The sequence below is a fragment of the Cupriavidus necator genome, assembly GCF_013141915.1.
Classification (GTDB): Bacteria; Pseudomonadota; Gammaproteobacteria; order Burkholderiales; family Burkholderiaceae; genus Cupriavidus; species Cupriavidus necator_B.
The window spans coordinates 164,917-183,735 of sequence record NZ_SROX01000013.1 but is presented as its reverse complement, the minus strand read 5'-3'; the positions used below and the strand labels follow the sequence as shown (position 1 = coordinate 183,735).

Below are 18,819 nucleotides of genomic sequence, written 5' to 3'. Positions count from 1 at the left end.
GAAGGCCTGCGCTTCGCTATCCGCGAAGGTGGCCGTACCGTCGGCGCCGGCGTCGTGGCAAAGATCCTCGACTAAGCACTTCCTGGGACATGCCCGCGGGCATGTCCCCATTCAACGGGCAGGTTGCCCAATCGCTCTTTTAAGGAAATATCATGCAGAACCAGAAGATCCGTATCCGCCTGAAGGCTTTCGACTATCGCCTGATCGACCAGTCGGCCGCCGAAATCGTGGATACCGCCAAGCGTACCGGCGCGATCGTCAAGGGCCCGGTGCCCCTGCCGACTCGCATCCAGCGCTTCGACATCCTGCGTTCGCCGCACGTCAACAAGACCAGCCGCGATCAGTTCGAGATCCGCACGCACCAGCGCCTGATGGACATCGTCGACCCGACCGACAAGACCGTTGACGCGCTGATGAAGCTCGACCTGCCGGCAGGCGTGGACGTCGAGATCAAGGTGTAATCATGCTTCGGGCTGCTTCAGCAGCCTGCTGCAGCAAAACGGCGAACTTCGGTTCGCCGTTTTTGTTTTGTGGCCTGGCATCGGCACCCCCGCGCCTGCCTCGATCCGCTATCCCGCGCCGCGCCGCCGCAGGGTTTGCGCCGGACACTCTCCGAATACCCGCCGATACTCGGCACTGAACCGCCCCAGGTGCGCAAAGCCCCAGCGCAGCGCCGCCGCACTGACCGATGAAATCGACGCATCGTTCAGCAGATCCCGCCGCACCCGCTCCAGGCGCACCGTGCGCAGGTAAGCCATGGGCCCGGTCCCGCGGTGCTCGCGGAAGCCAGCGAACAGGCTGCGCACGCTGACCCCGGCCACCTCGGCCAGCAGCGCCGGCGTCAGTTCCGCGCCGGCGTTGGCATGGATGTATGCCTCGACCACCTTCACATGGCGCGGCGCCAACGGCTTGCCGTGCTCGCGCAGCGCGTCCGACAGGCTGTGCGGCTGCGCCGTCAGCAGCGTGCCGATCACCAGTTGCTCGAGCTGGCAGGCGGTGAGGGGATGGCGCGCGGTTTCCGGCGCCGTATCGAGCATCGCGGCGAGATATCGGATCAGCTCAAACCAGGCGCCGGTGCGCCACGCCATGCCGAGCGCAAAGCGCAGCGCACGCTCGGGACGCCGGCCCAGGTGCGCAGCGCAGATGCGGTCGAGCGCGCTGCGCTCGATGCGCACGATCAACTGGTCGTTGTCCGCGCTCCAGCGCATCGCGAGCGCATCGGCGGGCGTCAGCACTGAGGCGCAGTCGGGTGTGGACACGATGCGCTGGTCTCCGCAGCGGATTTCGGCCTGGCCTGACAACGGCATCTGCACCAAGAGGAAATCGCCCAGCGGGCCGGGATCGATCGCGACCTCGGCGCCATAGGCGAGGCGATTGAACGAGACCGCGCCGAGCGCAGCGTGGTGCATGCGCGCCTGCAGCCGGGTGCCGCGCACTTCCAGCCGATGCGGCTTGAACACGCTGCCGACGGCGGCGCGCGTCTCGGCCACGTCGGTCGAGGCGAACACGCACCGCGCCGGATCGCCGAGCAGGGCGCTGGCCAACGGTCCGGCGGCCGTGGCGGCGGGGGGCAGCTGCATTGTCTCGCTCCTCTGGCGTGGACCGCGGTGCTGCCGGCCTGTCCTGCCTGGCCCGTGCGCGCCGCATGGTCTGGGCACCGGCCGGCGGTCGACGGCCGCCTGGCAAACGGTTTCCCACGCGATCCACTATAGCGGATGGTCCCTGTCCGTCGTGCGATGCCGGCGCCACAGCGTTGACCGGCTTGGCAGTTTCCTGCACTAATCGGATAGCCGCTGCGGCCAGCGGCTAGTTTGCTGCAGTGCGGAGCCACCATGATGGACTCCAGCGCGGCAGCCCCGACAAACACGGTAAAGAGACAACGACAAGGAGCGCAGGCCATGGGCCAGACCATCCAGATCCAGACTGCCGAAGGCAATTTCAGCGGCTATCTCGCCACGCCGGCGGCGGGCAAAGGGCCCGGCATCGTGCTGTGCCAGGAGATTTTCGGCGTCAATGCCACCATGCGGCAGGTCGCCGACTATTACGCCGAAGAGGGCTATACGGTGCTGGTTCCCGACCTGTTCTGGCGCATCGCGCCCGGCATCGAGCTGACCGACCGCGGCGAGGATTTCGAGCGCGCGCTCGGTCTTTACCGGCAGTTCGACGAAGCCAAGGGCGTGCAGGATGTGGGCGCGGCGTTGGACACGTTGCGCGCCCGTACGGAATGCGCCGGCCAGACCGGCGTGCTGGGCTTCTGCCTGGGCGGCAAGCTGGCCTACCTGGCGGCCTGCCGGCTGCCGGACGTGGCTTGCGCGGTAGCCTACTACGGCGTGGGCATCGAGCATGCGCTGGGCGAGTCCGCGCAGATTCGTGGCCGCCTGGTGCTGCATATCGCGCAGAAAGATGGCTTCTGCCCGCCGCAGGCACAGGCGGCGATCCGCGACGCCTTGACCGGCCGCGACGCTGTCGAGGTCTATGTCTATCCAGGGGTCGACCACGCCTTCGCGCGCGCCGGCGGCGAGCACTTCGACAAGCCCTCGGCGCTGATGGCGCACCAGCGCTCGATCGCCGCGCTGCGGCGCGAAATGGGGCCGCACCATGACTTCTCGGCGCTGTGGGACAAGCACTGCGAGTATGAGTTCGCCACGCGCGATGTCGATGCAACGATGGCGACGATGGTGGCGCAGCCCTATGTGAACCATATCCCGACCATGACTGGCGGCGTCGGCTACGCGCAGCTGCGCCGCTTCTACCAGCACCACTTCATCCACAGCAATCCGCCGGACACCACGCTGATCCCGCTGTCGCGCACCGTCGGCGCCACGCAGATCGTCGACGAGCTGCTGTTCTGCTTCACGCACACGTGCGAGATCGACTGGATGCTGCCCGGCGTGCCACCGACCGGCAAGCGTGTGGAGATCCCGCTGATCGCCATCGTCAAGTTCCGCGGCGACAAGCTGTACCACGAGCACATCTACTGGGACCAGGCCAGCGTGCTGGTGCAGATCGGCAAGCTGGATCCGGCGGGCTTGCCGGTGGCGGGCGTGGAGACGGCGCGCAAGCTGCTCGACGAAACGCTGCCGTCGAACACGCTGATGGCGCGCTGGCAGGAGAGCGAGGGCAAATAGCCGGCGTTGCGATATTGAACCGGAGCGGGCCCGCAGAGGCCTGCCCGCAATCAACGCCGGTCGCTCCGGCACAGGAGACCAGCATGAAAGGACTGCAGGACAAGGTGGCCATCGTCACCGGCGGCGCCACGCTGATCGGCGCAGCCGTGGCGCGGGCCTTTGTGGAAGCCGGCGCGCGCGTGGCGATCTTCGATATCGATGCCGCCAACGGCGAGCGCGTTGCTGCGGAACTGGGCAAGGATGCGCTTTTTATCGCGGCCGACATCACGCAGGATGAGCAGGTCCGCGATGCAGTCGGCCAGGTCGCGCTGCGCTTCGGCGGGGTCGACTTCCTGGTCAACCTGGCTTGCACCTATCTCGACGACGGCTTCCGCTCGAACCGTGCCGACTGGCTGGCGGCGCTCGACGTCAATGTAATTTCCGGAGTGGTGCTGGCGCAGGCGGTGCATCCGCACATGCGCGCGCGCGGCGGCGGCGCGATCGTCAACTTCACCAGCATCTCCGCCAACGTGGCGCAGACCGGGCGCTGGCTCTATCCCGTGTCGAAAGCCGCGATCGCGCAGCTGACGCGCAGCATGGCGATGGACCTGGCGCCGGACCGCATCCGCGTCAATGCGGTGTCGCCGGGCTGGACCTGGTGCCGGCTGATGGACGAAGTCAGCGGCGGCAACCGCTCGCGCACCGACGCGGTGGCCGCGCCATTCCATTTGCTGCGACGCGTTGGGGAGCCCGACGAAGTGGCCCAGGTGGTGCGCTTCCTCTGTTCCGACCACGCCAGCTTCGTCACCGGCGCCGACTATGCCGTCGACGGTGGCTACTCCGCCATGGGCCCCGAGCAGAACGTGCCCGCCATCGGCAAGCTGGCCGGCTGAACGCCTCACAATGATCCCTCAGGAGACTACGTCATGCGCCAACGCATCGCCATCGTCGGAGCGGGCCAGTCGGGCCTGCAAATGGCCCTTGGGCTGCAAGCCCACGGCTATCGCGTCACGCTGCTGTCCAACCGCACGCCGGAGCAGGTCCGCGCCGGCAAGGTCATGTCGAGCCAGTGCATGTTCGACCGCGCGCTGCAGACCGAGCGCGAACTCGGGCTGAACTGGTGGGACGATGCCTGTCCGCCGGTCGAGGGCATTGGCCTGGCCGTGCCGCATCCCGAGCAGCCTGGCGCCAGGGCCGTCGACTGGGCCGCGCCGCTGGACCGGCCGGCGCAGGCGGTGGACCAGCGCCTGAAGATGCCGGCGTGGATGGAAGCCTTCGCTGCGCGGGGCGGCGACCTGCGCATCGTCGATGTCGACATCGACGCGCTGGAGCAGCTGACGCGCGAGCATGACCTGGTGCTGCTGGCCGCCGGCAAGGGCGAGATCGTCAGCCGCTTCGAGCGCGATGTATCGCGCAGCCCGTTCGATCGCCCGCAGCGCGCGCTGGCGCTGACTTACGTGACCGGCATGCTGCCGCGCGCGCCGTTCTCGCGGGTTTGCTTCAACCTGATCCCCGGCGTGGGCGAGTATTTTGTCTTTCCCGCGCTGACGTTGTCGGGTCCGTGCGAGATCATGGTGTTCGAAGGCATCCCGGGCGGCCCGATGGACCGCTGGACCGAGGCGCGCACGCCCGCACAGCACCTCGCGGAAAGCCTGCGCATCCTGCGCACCTACGTGCCCTGGGAGGCAGAGCGGTGCGAGCGCGTGGCGCTGACCGACGACAACGGCATCCTGTCAGGCGGCTTCGCACCGACGGTACGCAAGCCGGTGCTGACGCTGCCGTCGGGGCGGCCGGTATTCGGCATGGCCGATGCCGTGGTGGTCAACGACCCGATCACCGGGCAGGGCTCGAACAATGCCGCCAAGTGTTGCAAGGTCTATCTCGACGCCATCCTCGCCCACGGCGAGCGGCCGTTCGATCGCGACTGGATGGAGCAGACCTTCGCCCGCTACTGGCACTACGCCGGCGATGTCGTGGCCTGGACCAACTCGCTGCTGACGCCACCACCGCCCCATCTCCTGGCCCTGCTGGGTGCGGCGGGGCAAGCGCCCGCGCTGGCGGCCCGCATCGCCAACGGCTTCGATAACCCGCCGGACTACTTCCCGTGGTGGATAGACGCGCAGGCCTGCCACCAGCTGATCGAGCAACACCTGCCGCGGGCCGCCTGACATGGATACCACCAGCCATGCCGCCCCCTCGCCGGATGCGCGCGACTTGCGCCGGGTTTGCGGCCGCTACGCGACCGGCGTGGCGGTCATCGGTGCCTGTACGGCCCAGCAACGGCCGGTCGGCATCACCGTCAATTCGTTCGCGTCGCTGTCGCTGGCGCCGCCGCTGATCCTGTGGAGCCTGGCCCGGCATTCGCCCAATGCGGGCCTGTTCGCCCCGGGCGCGCCGTTCGGGGTCAGCATCCTGCGCGCGGGCCACGGCGAACTGGCGCGCCGCTTTGCCACGCCGTCGCCGGACAAGTTCGCCGGCGTTAGTCATCACCGCTGCCAGCACGGCGTGCCCTACCTGGCCGAGGCGCTGGCGACGCTGTCGTGCCGGGTGGAGCGCGCCGACCCGGTGGGCGACCATTTGCTGATTGTTGGCGCCGTCGAGGCATTCGCGGCGGGAGAGGGCGAGCCGCTGGTATTCTATGGCGGCGATTTCGTCCGCATCGCCGCCTGACGGCCGCTTTTGCTGTGCCCGATGGGCCGCTTCGCTGCCGGCCCGTCGCCTCGACACCACAGCCAGGCAGCGCAAACGTCACTGCGGCGGCCTGCCCCCTACAACATTGCGGGGAAATCCGCAATTCAGATTGCCCTTTCCAAACCGCTGCGATATAGTGTAAAGCTACCCGTTTCCTCGGGTAGTGGGCTGGCCATTTGGCCGCGCGCAGTCTTCTTTAGCGCAGGTCCATCCGCGCACAAGCGCAAACACAGTTTTCGTGTATCAATCAGCCCCGGCCAATCGCAGCTGGGAATGGAGCAAACCATGAGCCTTGGCCTTGTAGGTCGCAAGGTTGGCATGACCCGTATTTTCACGGACGACGGTGAAGCGATTCCCGTTACCGTGGTCGAGGTCGGCGACAACCGCGTGACGCAAATCAAGACGGACGAGACCGACGGTTACACCGCGGTTCAAGTCACCTTCGGCGCACGACGCGCAAGCCGCGTCACCAAGCCGCTGGCGGGTCACCTCGCCAAAGCCGGCGTGGAAGCCGGCGAAATCATCCGCGAATTCCGTATCGATGCAGCCAAGGCTGCCGAACTGCAAGCTGGCGGTTCGCTGTCGGTCGACCTGTTCGAAGTCGGTCAGAAGATCGACGTGCAGGGCGTGACCATCGGTAAGGGCTACGCCGGTACCATCAAGCGCTATCACTTCGCCTCCGGCCGTGCCACCCACGGTAACTCGCGCTCGCACAACGTGCCGGGCTCGATCGGTATGGCGCAGGATCCGGGCCGCGTGTTCCCGGGCAAGCGCATGACCGGTCACCTGGGCGATGTCACCCGCACCGTGCAGAACCTGGAAATCGCCAAGATCGACGCAGAGCGCAAGCTGCTGCTGGTCAAGGGCGCCATTCCCGGCTCCAAGAACGGCAAGGTCATCGTTACCCCGGCCGTCAAGGCCAAAGCCAAAGCTTAAGGAGCGCATGTAATGGAACTCAAGCTCCTCCAGGACAATGGCCAGATCGGCGCCGGCGTTGACGCGTCGCCCGAAGTGTTCGGCCGTGACTACAACGAAGCCCTCGTTCACCAGATCGTCGTCGCTTACCAGGCCAACGCGCGCAGCGGTAACCGCAAGCAGAAGGATCGTGAAGAGGTCAAGCACACGACCAAGAAGCCGTGGCGCCAGAAGGGTACGGGCCGTGCTCGTGCCGGTATGTCTTCCTCGCCGCTGTGGCGCGGGGGCGGCCGTATCTTCCCGAATTCGCCGGAAGAGAACTTCACCCAGAAGGTCAACAAGAAGATGTTCCGTGCCGGCATGCGCTCGATTTACTCGCAGCTTGCACGTGAAGGCCGTATCAATGTGGTGGACGGTTTCACCGTCGACGCGCCCAAGACCAAGCTCTTGGCCGACAAGTTCAAGGCCATGGGCCTGGACTCGGTGCTGATCATCACCGACAGCCTCGACGAAAACCTCTACCTGGCTTCGCGCAACCTGCCGCACGTGGCAGTTGTCGAGCCGCGCCAGGCTGACCCGCTGTCGCTCGTGCACTACAAGAAGGTGCTGGTGACCAAGGCGGCAGTCGCGCAGATCGAGGAGTTGCTGAAATGACGCAAGTAGCCAAGAACGATCATCGTTTGATGCAGGTGCTGCTCGCGCCGGTGGTTTCCGAAAAGGCAACCCTGGTCGCCGACAAGAATGAACAAGTCGTGTTCGAAGTGGCCCGCGATGCCAACAAGGCAGAAGTGAAGGCCGCCGTCGAACTGCTGTTCAAGGTCGAGGTGCAGTCCGTTCAGATCCTGAACCAGAAGGGCAAGCAGAAGCGCTTCGGCCGTTTCATGGGCCGTCGCAACCACGTGAAGAAAGCTTACGTGTCGCTGAAGCCGGGTCAGGAAATCAATTTTGAAGCGGAGGCCAAGTAATCATGGCACTCGTCAAGACCAAGCCGACTTCCCCGGGTCGTCGCTCGATGGTGAAGGTGGTCAACAAGGACCTTCACAAGGGCGCCCCGCACGCTCCGCTGCTGGAAAAGCAATTCCAGAAGTCGGGCCGTAACAACAATGGTCATATCACCACCCGCCACAAGGGCGGTGGTCATAAGCACCACTACCGCGTGGTCGACTTCAAGCGCAACGACAAGGACGGCATCCCCGCCAAGGTCGAGCGCCTGGAATACGATCCGAACCGCAGCGCCAACATCGCGCTGGTCGTGTTCGCCGACGGCGAGCGCCGCTACATCATCGCCACCAAGGGCATGGTTGCCGGCCAGCAGCTGCTGAACGGCTCGGAAGCGCCGATCAAGGCCGGTAACAACCTGCCGATCCGCAACATTCCGGTCGGTACCACGATCAACAACGTGGAAATGCTGCCTGGCAAGGGTGCCCAGATCGCGCGTGCTGCAGGCGGTTCCGCCGTGCTGCTGGCCCGCGAAGGCCTGTACGCCCAGGTTCGCCTGCGCTCCGGCGAAGTGCGCCGCGTGCATATCGAGTGCCGCGCCACCGTTGGTGAAGTCGGCAACGAAGAGCACAGCCTGCGCGTCATCGGCAAGGCCGGTGCGACCCGCTGGCGCGGTATCCGCCCGACGGTCCGTGGTGTCGTGATGAACCCGGTCGACCACCCGCACGGTGGTGGTGAAGGCAAGACCGCCGCTGGTCGCGATCCGGTTTCGCCGTGGGGTACCCCGACCAAGGGTTACCGTACCCGCAGCAACAAGCGCACGGACAGCATGATCGTCCAGAAGCGCCACAAGCGTTAATCGGTAGGTAGGAGCTAAAGATATGACTCGTTCCGCTAAAAAGGGTCCGTTCTGCGACGCCCACCTGCTGAAGAAGGTGGAAGTTGCTACGAGCGGCAAGGACAAGAAGCCCATCAAGACATGGTCGCGCCGCTCGACCATTCTGCCGGAGTTCATCGGCCTGACGATCGCCGTTCACAACGGCCGTCAACACGTGCCGGTGTACGTTACGGAAAACATGGTCGGCCACAAGCTCGGCGAATTTGCGATTACCCGCACGTTCAAGGGCCACGCGGCTGACAAGAAAGCGAAGAGGTAAGGTGCCATCATGGAAGTGAAAGCGATTCATCGCGGTGCCCGCATCTCCGCCCAGAAGACGCGCCTGGTCGCTGACCAGATCCGCGGTCTGCCGATCGAGCGTGCGCTCAATGTCCTGACGTTCAGCCCGAAAAAGGCTGCCGGGATCGTGAAGAAGGTGGTCGAATCGGCCATCGCCAACGCCGAGCACAACGAAGGCGCCGACATCGACGAACTGAAGGTCAAATCGATCTTCGTCGACAAGGCAACCTCGCTCAAGCGCTTCACGGCACGGGCAAAGGGCCGCGGCAACCGCATCGAGAAACAAACCTGTCACATCACTGTGACGCTCGGCAACTAAGGAGTCACGATGGGACAGAAGATTCATCCGACTGGCTTCCGTCTGGCTGTCAGCCGTAACTGGGCTTCGCGCTGGTACGCCAGCAACACGAAGTTCGCCGGCATGCTGAAGGAAGACATCGAAGTTCGCGACTTCCTGAAGAAGAAGCTCAAGAACGCATCGGTTGGCCGCGTCGTGATCGAGCGCCCCGCCCGCAATGCCCGCATCACCATTTACAGCTCGCGTCCGGGCGTGGTGATCGGCAAGAAGGGTGAGGACATCGAACTGCTGAAGGCCGAACTGCAGCGTCGCATGGGCGTGCCCGTGCACGTGAACATCGAGGAAATCCGCAAGCCGGAAACCGATGCTCAGCTGATCGCCGATTCGATCACCCAGCAGCTCGAGCGCCGTATCATGTTCCGCCGCGCGATGAAGCGCGCCATGCAGAACGCGATGCGCCTGGGCGCCCAGGGTATCAAGATCATGAGCGCCGGCCGTCTGAACGGTATCGAGATCGCACGTACCGAGTGGTACCGCGAAGGTCGTGTGCCCCTGCACACCCTGCGCGCCGACATCGACTACGGCTTCTCCGAAGCAGAAACCACCTACGGCATCATCGGTGTCAAGGTGTGGGTCTACAAGGGGGATCACCTCGGCCGCAATGACGCGCCGGTGGTGGAAGAGCCGCAAGACGACCGTCGTCGTCGCCCGGGTCGTCCGGAAGGCCGCCGCCGTGAAGGCGAAGGCCGTCCGGGTGGCAACCGCCGCGGCGGTGCCGGTGCCGGCCGCCGCGCTGCGCCTGGCGCAGATGCGAAGAGTGGAGAATAACGATGCTGCAACCTAAGCGCAGAAAATACCGCAAGGAGCAGAAAGGCCGCAACACGGGTAAGGCTACCCGTGGTAACGCCGTGTCTTTCGGCGAATTCGGCCTGAAGGCCATGGGCCGTGGCCGCCTGACGGCTCGTCAGATCGAGTCGGCACGTCGTGCGATGACCCGCCACATCAAGCGTGGCGGCCGCATCTGGATCCGGATCTTCCCGGACAAGCCGATCTCGAAGAAGCCTGCCGAAGTCCGTATGGGTAACGGCAAGGGCAATCCGGAGTACTACGTGGCTGAAATCCAGCCGGGCAAGATGCTGTACGAAATGGATGGCGTGAGCGAAGACCTGGCCCGTGAGGCGTTCCGCCTTGCGGCAGCCAAGCTGCCGATCGCCACCAATTTCGTGGTGCGCCAGGTCGGGACGTAAGGAGAGCAGGAATGAAAGCATCCGAACTTCGCGGCAAGGACGCCGCCGGGCTGAACCAGGAGCTCTCCGAGCTGCTGAAGGCCCAATTTAGCCTGCGCATGCAAAAGGCAACCCAACAGCTGCAGAACACCAGCCAGCTGAAGAAGGTTCGCAAGGACATCGCGCGTGTGCAAACCGTGCTGACTCAAAAGGCAAACGCGAAATGACTGAAGCTGCACAAACGGAAAAGTCGCTTCGCCGTACCCTGGTCGGCCGTGTCGTGAGCGACAAGATGGACAAGACCGTTACGGTCTTGGTGGAAAACCGCGTCAAGCATCCTCTGTACGGCAAGTACGTGCTGCGTTCGAAGAAGTACCACGCACACGACGAAGCCAACCAGTACAAGGAAGGCGACAAGGTCGAGATCCAGGAAGGCCGTCCGCTGTCGCGGACCAAGTCCTGGGTGGTTTCCCGGCTGGTAGAGGCTGCACGCGTCATCTAAGAACAACAGTTCTTAGCTTGACTTGCAAGTCCAGGATTATGTAGCTATAATCCTGGACTTCCGCTTTATTGCGTTCGCCTTAGCTGTACCACCCGGGCGGGCCTGTTGAGCGAGCCAGGGCCGAGTGGTTCGACGTTAGTCGAGCTGCAAGGCTCCTACCGACTTCAAAGTTGATCAACCCACACGGTGCTGGCGCAAGGCCGGAACCGACGGGACCAAGACTGACCGACGGGCGCTATCGCACCTGACGGATTAAGTTGGGAAGACAAACACCATGATTCAGACAGAAAGCCGGCTCGAAGTGGCCGATAACACTGGTGCGCGCGAAGTGCTGTGCATCAAGGTGCTGGGTGGCTCCAAGCGCCGCTACGCAAGCGTTGGCGACATCATCAAGGTGACCGTCAAGGACGCAGCGCCGCGCGGTCGCGTGAAGAAGGGCGACATCTACAACGCCGTCGTCGTGCGTACCGCCAAGGGCGTGCGCCGCGCTGACGGTTCGCTGATCAAGTTCGACGGCAACGCCGCCGTCCTGCTGAACAACAAGCTCGAGCCGATCGGCACCCGTATCTTCGGGCCGGTGACTCGTGAACTCCGTACCGAGCGCTTCATGAAGATCGTGTCGCTCGCTCCGGAAGTGCTGTAAGGAGCCGCCATGAACAAGATTCGCAAAGGCGACGAAGTCATCGTGCTGACCGGCAAGGACAAGGGCAAGCGCGGTACCGTGCAAGCCGTCCTCGGCGACAAGGTTGCGGTGCAAGGCGTGAATATCGCCAAGAAGCATGCCCGCCCGAACCCGATGCTGGGCACTACCGGTGGTGTGGTCGATAAGGTCATGCCGCTGCATATTTCCAACGTTGCGCTCGTGGATGCCAATGGCAAGCCGTCGCGCGTCGGCATCAAGGTGGAAGACGGCAAGCGCGTGCGCGTGCTGAAGACCACCGGCGCCGTCGTGGCAGCTTGATTCTGGGCACGTATAGGAGTTGAGCATGGCAGCACGTCTGCAAGAGTTTTACAAAGAACAGGTTGTGCCGAAGCTGATCGAGCAGTTCGGCTACAAGTCGGTCATGGAAGTGCCGCGCATCACCAAGATCACCCTGAACATGGGTCTTGGCGAAGCCATCAATGACAAGAAGATCATTGAGAACGCCGTGGGCGACCTGACCAAGATCGCCGGCCAGAAGCCGGTCGTGACGAAGGCCAAGAAGGCCATCGCCGGCTTCAAGATTCGCCAGGGCTACCCCATCGGTGCGATGGTGACCCTGCGCGGCGAGCGCATGTTCGAATTCCTCGATCGTTTCGTTACCGTGGCCCTGCCGCGCGTGCGGGACTTCCGTGGTGTGTCGGGCCGTTCGTTCGACGGTCGTGGCAACTACAACATCGGTGTGAAAGAGCAGATCATTTTCCCCGAAATCGAGTACGACAAGATCGACGCACTGCGTGGTCTGAACATCAGCATCACGACGACGGCAAAGAACGACGAGGAAGCCAAGGCACTCCTCGGTGCGTTCAAGTTCCCGTTCCGCAATTAAGGGGTAACCGTGGCTAAACTGGCTCTGATTGAACGTGAGAAGAAGCGCGCCAAGCTGGTGGCGAAGTATGCCGCCAAGCGCGCCAACCTCAAGGCCATTATCGACGACCAAGAGAAGTCGGAAGAAGAGCGTTACAGCGCGCGTCTCGAGCTGCAACAGCTCCCGCGCAACGCGAACCCGACTCGCCAGCGTAACCGCTGCGCGATCACCGGTCGTCCCCGCGGTACCTTCCGCAAGTTTGGCCTGGCGCGTAACAAGATCCGCGAAATCGCCTTCAAGGGCGAAATTCCGGGTCTGACGAAAGCCAGCTGGTAATTACGCACAGGCTACAGGAGAAACAGTATGAGCATGAGCGATCCTATCGCCGATATGCTGACGCGCATCCGCAACGCCCAGGGCGTGCAGAAGGCGTCGGTTGTCATGCCGTCGTCGAAGCTGAAAGTGGCAATCGCCAAGGTCCTGAAGGACGAAGGCTACATCGACGACTACGCCGTCCAGGAAGATGGCGGCAAGGCACAACTGAGCATCGGTCTCAAGTACTACGCCGGCCGTCCGGTCATCGAGCGCATTGAGCGCGTCTCGAAGCCCGGCCTGCGCGTGTACAAGGGCCGCAGCGACATCCCCCAAGTGATGAACGGCCTGGGTGTCGCGATCATCTCGACCCCGCAGGGTCTGATGACCGACCGCAAGGCTCGCGCCACTGGCGTGGGCGGCGAAGTTCTCTGCTACGTCGCTTAAGGAGAGAACCATGTCCCGTGTAGGTAAGGCTCCCATCGCGCTCCCCAAGGGCGCGGAAGTGAACGTGGCGGCTGGCGTGCTCTCCGTGAAGGGCCCGCTCGGTACGCTGTCGCAGCCGATTCACAGCCTGGTCAAGGTCAATGTCGAGAACGACACGCTGACCTTCGCTCCGGCTGACGAATCGCGTGAAGCAAACGCTCTGCAGGGCACCATGCGTGCTCTGGCGGCCAATATGGTCAAGGGCGTAACCACCGGTTTCGAGCGCAAGCTGAACCTCGTCGGCGTGGGCTATCGTGCCCAGCTGCAAGGCGCTGCGCTGAAGCTCCAGCTTGGTTTCTCGCACGACGTGATCCATGAGATGCCGGAAGGCGTGACGGCGACAACGCCGACGCAGACCGAGATCATCATCAAGGGTGCGGACAAGCAGAAAGTCGGTCAGGTTGCCGCGGAAGTCCGCGCGTACCGCCCGCCTGAGCCCTACAAGGGCAAGGGTGTGCGTTACAGCGACGAGCGCGTCATCCTGAAGGAAACCAAGAAGAAGTAAGGGGTGCAATGATGAACAAGAAAGACGCTCGTTTGCGCCGTGCACGTCAGACCCGCGCCAAGATCGCGGAGATGAAAGTCAATCGTCTGACCGTGTTCCGTACGAATTCGCATATTTACGCCCAGGTCTTCTCGGAGTGCGGCACCAAGGTGCTGGCTTCGGCTTCGACCGCAGAGGCAGACGTCCGCAAGGAACTGACCGGCAATGGTGCTACCACCGCTGCCGCGACCGCGGTCGGCAAGCGCATCGCCGAAAAGGCGAAGGCTGCCGGCGTGGAAACCGTCGCGTTCGATCGCGCCGGCTTCCGCTTCCACGGTCGCGTGAAGGCACTGGCTGACGCTGCCCGCGAAGCCGGCCTCAAGTTCTAAGCGCACAAAGAGAGATACGTCATGGCAAAGATGCAAGCAAAAGTCCAGCAGGACGAACGCGACGACGGCCTCCGCGAGAAGATGATCTCGGTCAACCGCGTCACCAAGGTGGTGAAGGGTGGCCGGATTCTCGGTTTCGCAGCGCTGACCGTGGTTGGTGACGGCGATGGCCGCATCGGCATGGGCAAGGGCAAGGCCAAGGAAGTGCCCGTCGCCGTTCAGAAGGCAATGGACGAAGCCCGTCGCAAGATGGTCAAGGTCTCGCTGAAGAACGGCACGCTGCAACACGAAGTCGTTGGCAAGCACGGCGCCGCCAAGGTGCTGATGATGCCCGCCAAGGAAGGTACCGGCGTGATCGCCGGCGGCCCGATGCGCGCGATCTTCGAAGTGATGGGCGTCACCAACGTGGTGACCAAGTCGCACGGCTCCACCAACCCGTACAACATGGTTCGCGCCACGCTGGACGGCCTTCAGAAGATGAGCACGCCGGGCGAAATCGCCGCCAAGCGTGGCAAGTCGGTCGAAGACATCCTGGGTTAAGGTGAACGCAATGTCGCAGAAAACCGTAAAAGTGCAACTCGTGCGCAGCCTGATCGGCACGCGCGAGGATCATCGCGCCACCGTTCGTGGCCTGGGCCTGCGCCGCATCAACTCGGTGTCGGAGCTGCAGGACACGCCCGCCGTGCGCGGCATGATCAACAAGGTCTCGTACCTGGTCAAGGTTCTGGCCTGATCGGGACTTGGAGAGCAAGATGCAACTGAACAACCTGAAACCGGCTGCCGGTTCGAAGCACGCCAAGCGTCGCGTCGGCCGCGGTATCGGCTCCGGCCTGGGCAAGACCGCCGGTCGCGGTCACAAGGGTCAGAAGTCGCGTTCGGGCGGCTTCCACAAGGTGGGCTTCGAGGGCGGCCAGATGCCGCTGTATCGTCGTCTGCCCAAGCGCGGCTTCACTTCGCTGACCAAGGCGTTCACCGCCGAAGTCACGCTGCGTGACATCGAGCGTCTGGAAGCGGCCGAAGTCGACCTGCTGGTCCTGAAGCAGGCTGGCCTGGTCGGCGACCTGGTCAAGAGCGCCAAGGTCATCAAGGCCGGCGAGCTGACCCGCAAGGTAACGATCAAGGGTCTGGGCGCCACCGCTGGCGCCAAGGCCGCGATCGAAGCCGCCGGCGGCCAGATCGCAGCCTGATACGGCATTCATCGCAGCATAGGCAGTCATAGTCGGAGCATCGTTTGGCCACGGCGAAACCCAATGCAAGCGCGCAAGCCAGGAACACGGCGAAGTACGGCGACCTCAAGCGCCGGCTGATGTTCCTGGTGCTGGCCCTGATCGTGTACCGCATCGGCGCTCATATTCCGGTGCCCGGTATCGATCCGGAGCAGCTTGCGAAGCTTTTCCAGAGTCAGTCGGGTGGCATCCTCGGGATGTTCAACCTGTTCTCGGGCGGGGCGCTGTCGCGCTTTACCGTCTTCGCGCTCGGCATCATGCCGTACATCTCGGCGTCGATCATCATGCAGTTGCTGACGATCGTGCTGCCGCAGCTGGAGTCGCTGAAGAAGGAAGGGCAGGCAGGGCAGCGCAAGATCACGCAGTACACGCGCTACGGCACCGTGGTCCTGGCCACGTTCCAGGCGCTGTCGATTGCGGTGGCGCTGGAGTCGCAGCCTGGGCTGGTGCTGGATCCTGGCCTGATGTTCCGGGCCACGGCGGTGATCACGCTGGTGACCGGCACGATGTTCCTGATGTGGCTGGGTGAGCAGATCACCGAGCGTGGTCTGGGCAACGGCATCTCGATCATCATCTTCGGCGGTATCGCGGCGGGCCTGCCCAACGCGATCGGCGGACTGTTCGAACTGGTCCGCACGGGTTCCATGAGCATCATCGCGGCGATCTTCATCGTGGCGATCGTGATCGGTGTGACCTTCGCCGTGGTGTTCGTCGAGCGGGGCCAGCGCAAGATCCTGGTGAACTATGCCAAGCGTCAGGTCGGCAACAAGGTGTACGGCGGCCAGTCGTCGCACCTGCCGCTGAAGCTGAACATGGCAGGGGTGATTCCGCCGATCTTCGCATCGTCGATCATCCTGTTCCCGGCGACGATTGCAGGCTGGTTCACGTCGCAGTCGACGGGCGCGGTTGGCCGGTTCGTCAAGGACCTGGCTGCCACGCTGTCGCCGGGCCAGCCGGTCTACATCCTGCTGTACGCTGCTGCGATTGTATTTTTCTGCTTCTTCTATACGGCCCTGGTGTACAACAGCCGTGAAGTGGCGGACAACCTGAAAAAAAGCGGTGCCTTCATTCCGGGCATTCGTCCGGGCGAGCAGACGACGCGCTATATCGACAAGATCCTGGTGCGTCTGACGCTGGCTGGTGCGATCTACATCACACTGGTCTGCCTGTTGCCGGAATTCCTGGTGCTGCGCTGGAACGTTCCGTTCTATTTCGGCGGAACCTCCCTGCTGATCATCGTGGTCGTCACGATGGACTTCATGGCCCAGGTTCAGTCCTATGTCATGTCGCAGCAGTATGAGTCGCTGCTGAAGAAGGCGAATTTCAAGGGCAATCTGACCTTGCGCTGACTTCGGATCGGTACAGGCTAGGTATGGCTAAAGACGACGTCATCCAGATGCAGGGCGAGGTCCTGGAAAACCTGCCCAATGCGACGTTCCGGGTCAAGCTGGAGAATGGCCATGTAGTGCTGGGCCATATCTCCGGCAAGATGCGAATGAACTACATCCGGATTCTTCCGGGTGACAAGGTGACGGTCGAGCTGACCCCATATGATCTGTCGCGCGCACGAATCGTCTTCCGGACGAAGTGAGCGAACAGGAATTGAAGGAAGAGGAAAAATCATGAAAGTGCTGGCTTCTGTTAAGCGCATTTGCCGCAACTGCAAAATCATCAAGCGCAACGGTGTCGTGCGCGTGATCTGCTCGTCGGATCCCCGCCACAAGCAACGCCAAGGCTAATCGGAAAGAGGATTGACGAATGGCACGTATCGCAGGGGTTAACATCCCGAACCACAAGCACACCGAAATCGGCCTGACCGCCATTTACGGTGTTGGCCGCTCGCGCGCTCGCAAGATTTGCGAGGCCACCGGTGTACCGTTTGACAAGAAGGTCAAGGATCTGACCGACGCCGACCTGGAAAAGCTTCGTGACGAAGTGGGCAAGGTTACGGTCGAGGGTGACCTGCGTCGTGAAACCACGATGAACATCAAGCGTCTGATGGACCTTGGTTGCTATCGCGGCATGCGTCACCGCAAGGGCCTGCCGATGCGCGGCCAGCGTACGCGCACCAATGCCCGTACCCGCAAGGGTCCGCGCAAGGCCGGCGTGGCTCTGAAGAAGTAAAGCCGAAGGCAGAGGAAGAAACTAATGGCAAAAGGTCCGAATAACGCCGCTCGCGCGCGTAAAAAGGTCAAGAAGAACGTTGCCGACGGCATTGCGCACGTCCACGCCTCGTTCAACAACACCATCATCACGATCACCGACCGCCAGGGCAACGCCCTGTCGTGGGCGACCGCCGGTGGCCAGGGCTTCAAGGGTTCGCGCAAGTCGACCCCGTTCGCTGCCCAGGTCGCTGCCGAGAACGCCGGCCGCGTGGCGCAAGACCAGGGCATCAAGAACCTGGAAGTGCGCATCAAGGGCCCCGGCCCTGGCCGTGAATCGGCTGTCCGCGCACTGAACGCGCTGGGCATCAAGATCGCAATCATCGAAGACGTCACGCCGATTCCGCACAACGGCTGCCGTCCGCCGAAGCGCCGCCGCATCTGATGCGATGGCGTTGTCCGGATCCGGCGGGTTTACCTGCCGGTTTCGGATATGGTAGTATCGCGCGTTGACCTGCTGCATTTTAATGCGGCAGGTTTTCGTTTTGCGTCGAGGGAATGTCTCTTTCTGCACATTCCTGAGCCGACGCACTGGTAAATGCTTGCAGCGCCGTACCCGGCAACGGGCGCGCTTAATAAGCCCACCGTCCGTCACGGTCTCCCGGCATACCGGGAAGTACTGCGTTGACGGACTCACGGCGCGTCCTGACAGGCGTCGTGATCGATCAAAGGAAGACAACGTGGCACGTTATACCGGCCCGAAGGCCAAACTTTCCCGCCGTGAAGGCACCGACCTGTTCCTGAAGAGCGCCCGCCGCTCGCTGGCCGACAAGTGCAAGCTGGACAGCAAGCCCGGCCAGCATGGCCGCACCTCGGGTGCCCGCACCTCCGACTACGGCAACCAGCTGCGCGAGAAGCAGAAGGTCAAGCGCATCTACGGCGTGCTCGAGCGCCAGTTCCGCCGCTACTTCGCCGAAGCCGACCGTCGCAAGGGCAACACCGGTGAAAACCTGCTGCAACTGCTGGAATCGCGCCTGGACAACGTGGTCTACCGCATGGGCTTCGGCTCGACCCGCGCTGAAGCGCGCCAGCTGGTGTCGCACAAGGCGATCCTGGTGAACGGCCAGACCCTGAACGTGCCGTCGGCCCAGATCAAGGTTGGCGACGTGGTCACCATCCGCGAGCAGTCGAAGAAGCAGGTCCGTATCGCCGAAGCGCTGTCGCTGGCCGAGCAGTCGGGCTTCCCGACCTGGGTGGCCGTGGATTCGAAGAAGTTCGAAGGCACCTTCAAGCAAGTCCCGGATCGCGCCGATATCTCGGGTGACATCAACGAAAGCCTGATCGTCGAACTGTACTCGCGTTAATCCGCGACCAGCCGGCCCAGAGCTTGCGTTCGTCGCAAAGCTTCTCCTTCAGCCCGACGCGCTTCGCGCGCGTCGGGCTTCGCCCATCGTCAC

The 18,819-nt window shown here is 63.4% G+C and carries 32 protein-coding genes and 1 pseudogene; 32 read left to right on the top strand and 1 reads right to left on the bottom strand.

Going from position 1 to position 18,819, the window contains the following annotated elements:
• A pseudogene (locus E5S69_RS22505) lies at positions 1-75 on the top strand (elongation factor Tu); the annotation flags it as partial.
• 77 nt (positions 76-152) lie between these two features.
• Positions 153-461, top strand: coding sequence for a 30S ribosomal protein S10 (rpsJ, locus tag E5S69_RS22500; protein WP_006160488.1), 309 nt, complete (start codon positions 153-155; stop codon positions 459-461).
• A gap of 108 nt (positions 462-569) precedes the next feature.
• Here rpsJ and E5S69_RS22495 read toward each other — a convergent pair whose 3' ends face one another.
• The gene (locus E5S69_RS22495; protein ID WP_171516806.1) at positions 570-1,580 is read right to left on the bottom strand and encodes an AraC family transcriptional regulator; all 1,011 of its coding nucleotides are present in this window, start codon (positions 1,578-1,580) and stop codon (positions 570-572) included.
• Positions 1,581-1,898: 318 nt separating this feature from the next.
• Between E5S69_RS22495 and E5S69_RS22490 the strand changes: the two genes are divergently transcribed.
• The 30 genes from E5S69_RS22490 to rpsD all read left to right on the top strand — a co-directional run bounded on the left by E5S69_RS22490 (position 1,899) and on the right by rpsD (position 18,726).
• A complete protein-coding gene (locus E5S69_RS22490; protein WP_171516805.1) occupies positions 1,899-3,128 on the top strand; it encodes a dienelactone hydrolase family protein in 1,230 nt (409 codons plus the stop codon).
• An 83-nt stretch (positions 3,129-3,211) separates the two neighbouring features.
• Positions 3,212-4,000 (top strand): SDR family oxidoreductase, encoded by a 789-nt coding sequence (locus E5S69_RS22485; protein ID WP_171516804.1) that lies wholly within the window; start codon positions 3,212-3,214, stop codon positions 3,998-4,000.
• Positions 4,001-4,033: 33 nt separating this feature from the next.
• On the top strand, positions 4,034-5,275 hold the full coding sequence (locus E5S69_RS22480) for a styrene monooxygenase/indole monooxygenase family protein (protein ID WP_171516803.1): 1,242 nt from the start codon (positions 4,034-4,036) through the stop codon (positions 5,273-5,275).
• A gap of 1 nt (position 5,276) precedes the next feature.
• Positions 5,277-5,777 (top strand): flavin reductase family protein, encoded by a 501-nt coding sequence (locus E5S69_RS22475; protein WP_171516802.1) that lies wholly within the window; start codon positions 5,277-5,279, stop codon positions 5,775-5,777.
• 306 nt (positions 5,778-6,083) lie between these two features.
• Positions 6,084-6,734, top strand: coding sequence for a 50S ribosomal protein L3 (gene rplC / locus E5S69_RS22470; RefSeq protein WP_010812397.1), 651 nt, complete (start codon positions 6,084-6,086; stop codon positions 6,732-6,734).
• Between the two features lie 12 nt (positions 6,735-6,746).
• Positions 6,747-7,367 (top strand): 50S ribosomal protein L4, encoded by a 621-nt coding sequence (rplD, locus tag E5S69_RS22465; RefSeq protein ID WP_010812396.1) that lies wholly within the window; start codon positions 6,747-6,749, stop codon positions 7,365-7,367.
• A complete protein-coding gene (gene rplW, locus E5S69_RS22460; protein WP_006576245.1) occupies positions 7,364-7,678 on the top strand; it encodes a 50S ribosomal protein L23 in 315 nt (104 codons plus the stop codon). The genes rplD and rplW overlap by 4 nt, the downstream gene beginning before the upstream one ends.
• 2 nt (positions 7,679-7,680) lie before the next feature.
• The gene (gene rplB, locus E5S69_RS22455; protein ID WP_171516801.1) at positions 7,681-8,511 is read left to right on the top strand and encodes a 50S ribosomal protein L2; all 831 of its coding nucleotides are present in this window, start codon (positions 7,681-7,683) and stop codon (positions 8,509-8,511) included.
• Between the two features lie 22 nt (positions 8,512-8,533).
• Positions 8,534-8,809 carry a 30S ribosomal protein S19 gene (gene rpsS / locus E5S69_RS22450; RefSeq protein WP_012354138.1) on the top strand — a complete coding sequence of 92 codons (276 nt, stop codon included), beginning with the start codon at positions 8,534-8,536 and terminating at the stop codon, positions 8,807-8,809.
• 9 nt (positions 8,810-8,818) lie between these two features.
• A complete protein-coding gene (rplV, locus tag E5S69_RS22445) occupies positions 8,819-9,148 on the top strand; it encodes a 50S ribosomal protein L22 (protein WP_010812393.1) in 330 nt (109 codons plus the stop codon).
• A gap of 9 nt (positions 9,149-9,157) precedes the next feature.
• Positions 9,158-9,955 carry a 30S ribosomal protein S3 gene (gene rpsC, locus E5S69_RS22440; RefSeq protein WP_010812392.1) on the top strand — a complete coding sequence of 266 codons (798 nt, stop codon included), beginning with the start codon at positions 9,158-9,160 and terminating at the stop codon, positions 9,953-9,955.
• A 2-nt stretch (positions 9,956-9,957) separates the two neighbouring features.
• A complete protein-coding gene (rplP, locus tag E5S69_RS22435) occupies positions 9,958-10,374 on the top strand; it encodes a 50S ribosomal protein L16 (RefSeq protein ID WP_010812391.1) in 417 nt (138 codons plus the stop codon).
• Positions 10,375-10,385: 11 nt separating this feature from the next.
• Entirely contained in the window at positions 10,386-10,580 is a 195-nt protein-coding gene (gene rpmC / locus E5S69_RS22430) for a 50S ribosomal protein L29 (RefSeq protein ID WP_010812390.1), read from the top strand.
• Entirely contained in the window at positions 10,577-10,855 is a 279-nt protein-coding gene (gene rpsQ, locus E5S69_RS22425; RefSeq protein WP_010812389.1) for a 30S ribosomal protein S17, read from the top strand. Before rpmC ends, rpsQ begins: the two co-directional genes overlap by 4 nt.
• A gap of 274 nt (positions 10,856-11,129) precedes the next feature.
• Positions 11,130-11,498 (top strand): 50S ribosomal protein L14, encoded by a 369-nt coding sequence (gene rplN, locus E5S69_RS22420; protein WP_010812388.1) that lies wholly within the window; start codon positions 11,130-11,132, stop codon positions 11,496-11,498.
• 9 nt (positions 11,499-11,507) lie between these two features.
• Positions 11,508-11,816, top strand: a complete 309-nt coding sequence (gene rplX, locus E5S69_RS22415; RefSeq protein ID WP_010812387.1) for a 50S ribosomal protein L24 — start codon at positions 11,508-11,510, stop codon at positions 11,814-11,816.
• A gap of 25 nt (positions 11,817-11,841) precedes the next feature.
• A complete protein-coding gene (gene rplE, locus E5S69_RS22410; RefSeq protein ID WP_010812386.1) occupies positions 11,842-12,384 on the top strand; it encodes a 50S ribosomal protein L5 in 543 nt (180 codons plus the stop codon).
• Between the two features lie 9 nt (positions 12,385-12,393).
• Positions 12,394-12,699 (top strand): 30S ribosomal protein S14, encoded by a 306-nt coding sequence (gene rpsN / locus E5S69_RS22405; RefSeq protein WP_010812385.1) that lies wholly within the window; start codon positions 12,394-12,396, stop codon positions 12,697-12,699.
• A 27-nt stretch (positions 12,700-12,726) separates the two neighbouring features.
• The gene (gene rpsH / locus E5S69_RS22400; protein WP_010812384.1) at positions 12,727-13,122 is read left to right on the top strand and encodes a 30S ribosomal protein S8; all 396 of its coding nucleotides are present in this window, start codon (positions 12,727-12,729) and stop codon (positions 13,120-13,122) included.
• 10 nt (positions 13,123-13,132) lie between these two features.
• Complete coding sequence (gene rplF, locus E5S69_RS22395; RefSeq protein ID WP_171516800.1) at positions 13,133-13,666, top strand: 50S ribosomal protein L6; 534 nt, start codon at positions 13,133-13,135, stop codon at positions 13,664-13,666.
• Between the two features lie 11 nt (positions 13,667-13,677).
• Entirely contained in the window at positions 13,678-14,034 is a 357-nt protein-coding gene (gene rplR, locus E5S69_RS22390; protein ID WP_026201241.1) for a 50S ribosomal protein L18, read from the top strand.
• A gap of 21 nt (positions 14,035-14,055) precedes the next feature.
• The gene (gene rpsE / locus E5S69_RS22385; RefSeq protein WP_006160449.1) at positions 14,056-14,574 is read left to right on the top strand and encodes a 30S ribosomal protein S5; all 519 of its coding nucleotides are present in this window, start codon (positions 14,056-14,058) and stop codon (positions 14,572-14,574) included.
• Between the two features lie 10 nt (positions 14,575-14,584).
• Complete coding sequence (gene rpmD, locus E5S69_RS22380; RefSeq protein ID WP_010812381.1) at positions 14,585-14,767, top strand: 50S ribosomal protein L30; 183 nt, start codon at positions 14,585-14,587, stop codon at positions 14,765-14,767.
• A 19-nt stretch (positions 14,768-14,786) separates the two neighbouring features.
• Complete coding sequence (rplO, locus tag E5S69_RS22375; RefSeq protein WP_012354135.1) at positions 14,787-15,221, top strand: 50S ribosomal protein L15; 435 nt, start codon at positions 14,787-14,789, stop codon at positions 15,219-15,221.
• Positions 15,222-15,265: 44 nt separating this feature from the next.
• Positions 15,266-16,609 (top strand): preprotein translocase subunit SecY, encoded by a 1,344-nt coding sequence (secY, locus tag E5S69_RS22370; RefSeq protein WP_171516799.1) that lies wholly within the window; start codon positions 15,266-15,268, stop codon positions 16,607-16,609.
• A 23-nt stretch (positions 16,610-16,632) separates the two neighbouring features.
• A complete protein-coding gene (gene infA, locus E5S69_RS22365) occupies positions 16,633-16,851 on the top strand; it encodes a translation initiation factor IF-1 (protein ID WP_010812378.1) in 219 nt (72 codons plus the stop codon).
• Positions 16,852-16,882: 31 nt separating this feature from the next.
• Positions 16,883-16,999, top strand: a complete 117-nt coding sequence (gene rpmJ / locus E5S69_RS22360; protein ID WP_008642959.1) for a 50S ribosomal protein L36 — start codon at positions 16,883-16,885, stop codon at positions 16,997-16,999.
• A gap of 19 nt (positions 17,000-17,018) precedes the next feature.
• On the top strand, positions 17,019-17,384 hold the full coding sequence (gene rpsM, locus E5S69_RS22355; protein ID WP_010812377.1) for a 30S ribosomal protein S13: 366 nt from the start codon (positions 17,019-17,021) through the stop codon (positions 17,382-17,384).
• Positions 17,385-17,408: 24 nt separating this feature from the next.
• On the top strand, positions 17,409-17,807 hold the full coding sequence (gene rpsK, locus E5S69_RS22350; protein ID WP_010812376.1) for a 30S ribosomal protein S11: 399 nt from the start codon (positions 17,409-17,411) through the stop codon (positions 17,805-17,807).
• A 295-nt stretch (positions 17,808-18,102) separates the two neighbouring features.
• Positions 18,103-18,726 carry a 30S ribosomal protein S4 gene (gene rpsD, locus E5S69_RS22345; RefSeq protein ID WP_171516798.1) on the top strand — a complete coding sequence of 208 codons (624 nt, stop codon included), beginning with the start codon at positions 18,103-18,105 and terminating at the stop codon, positions 18,724-18,726.
• The last annotated feature ends 93 nt before the right edge of the window (positions 18,727-18,819 follow it).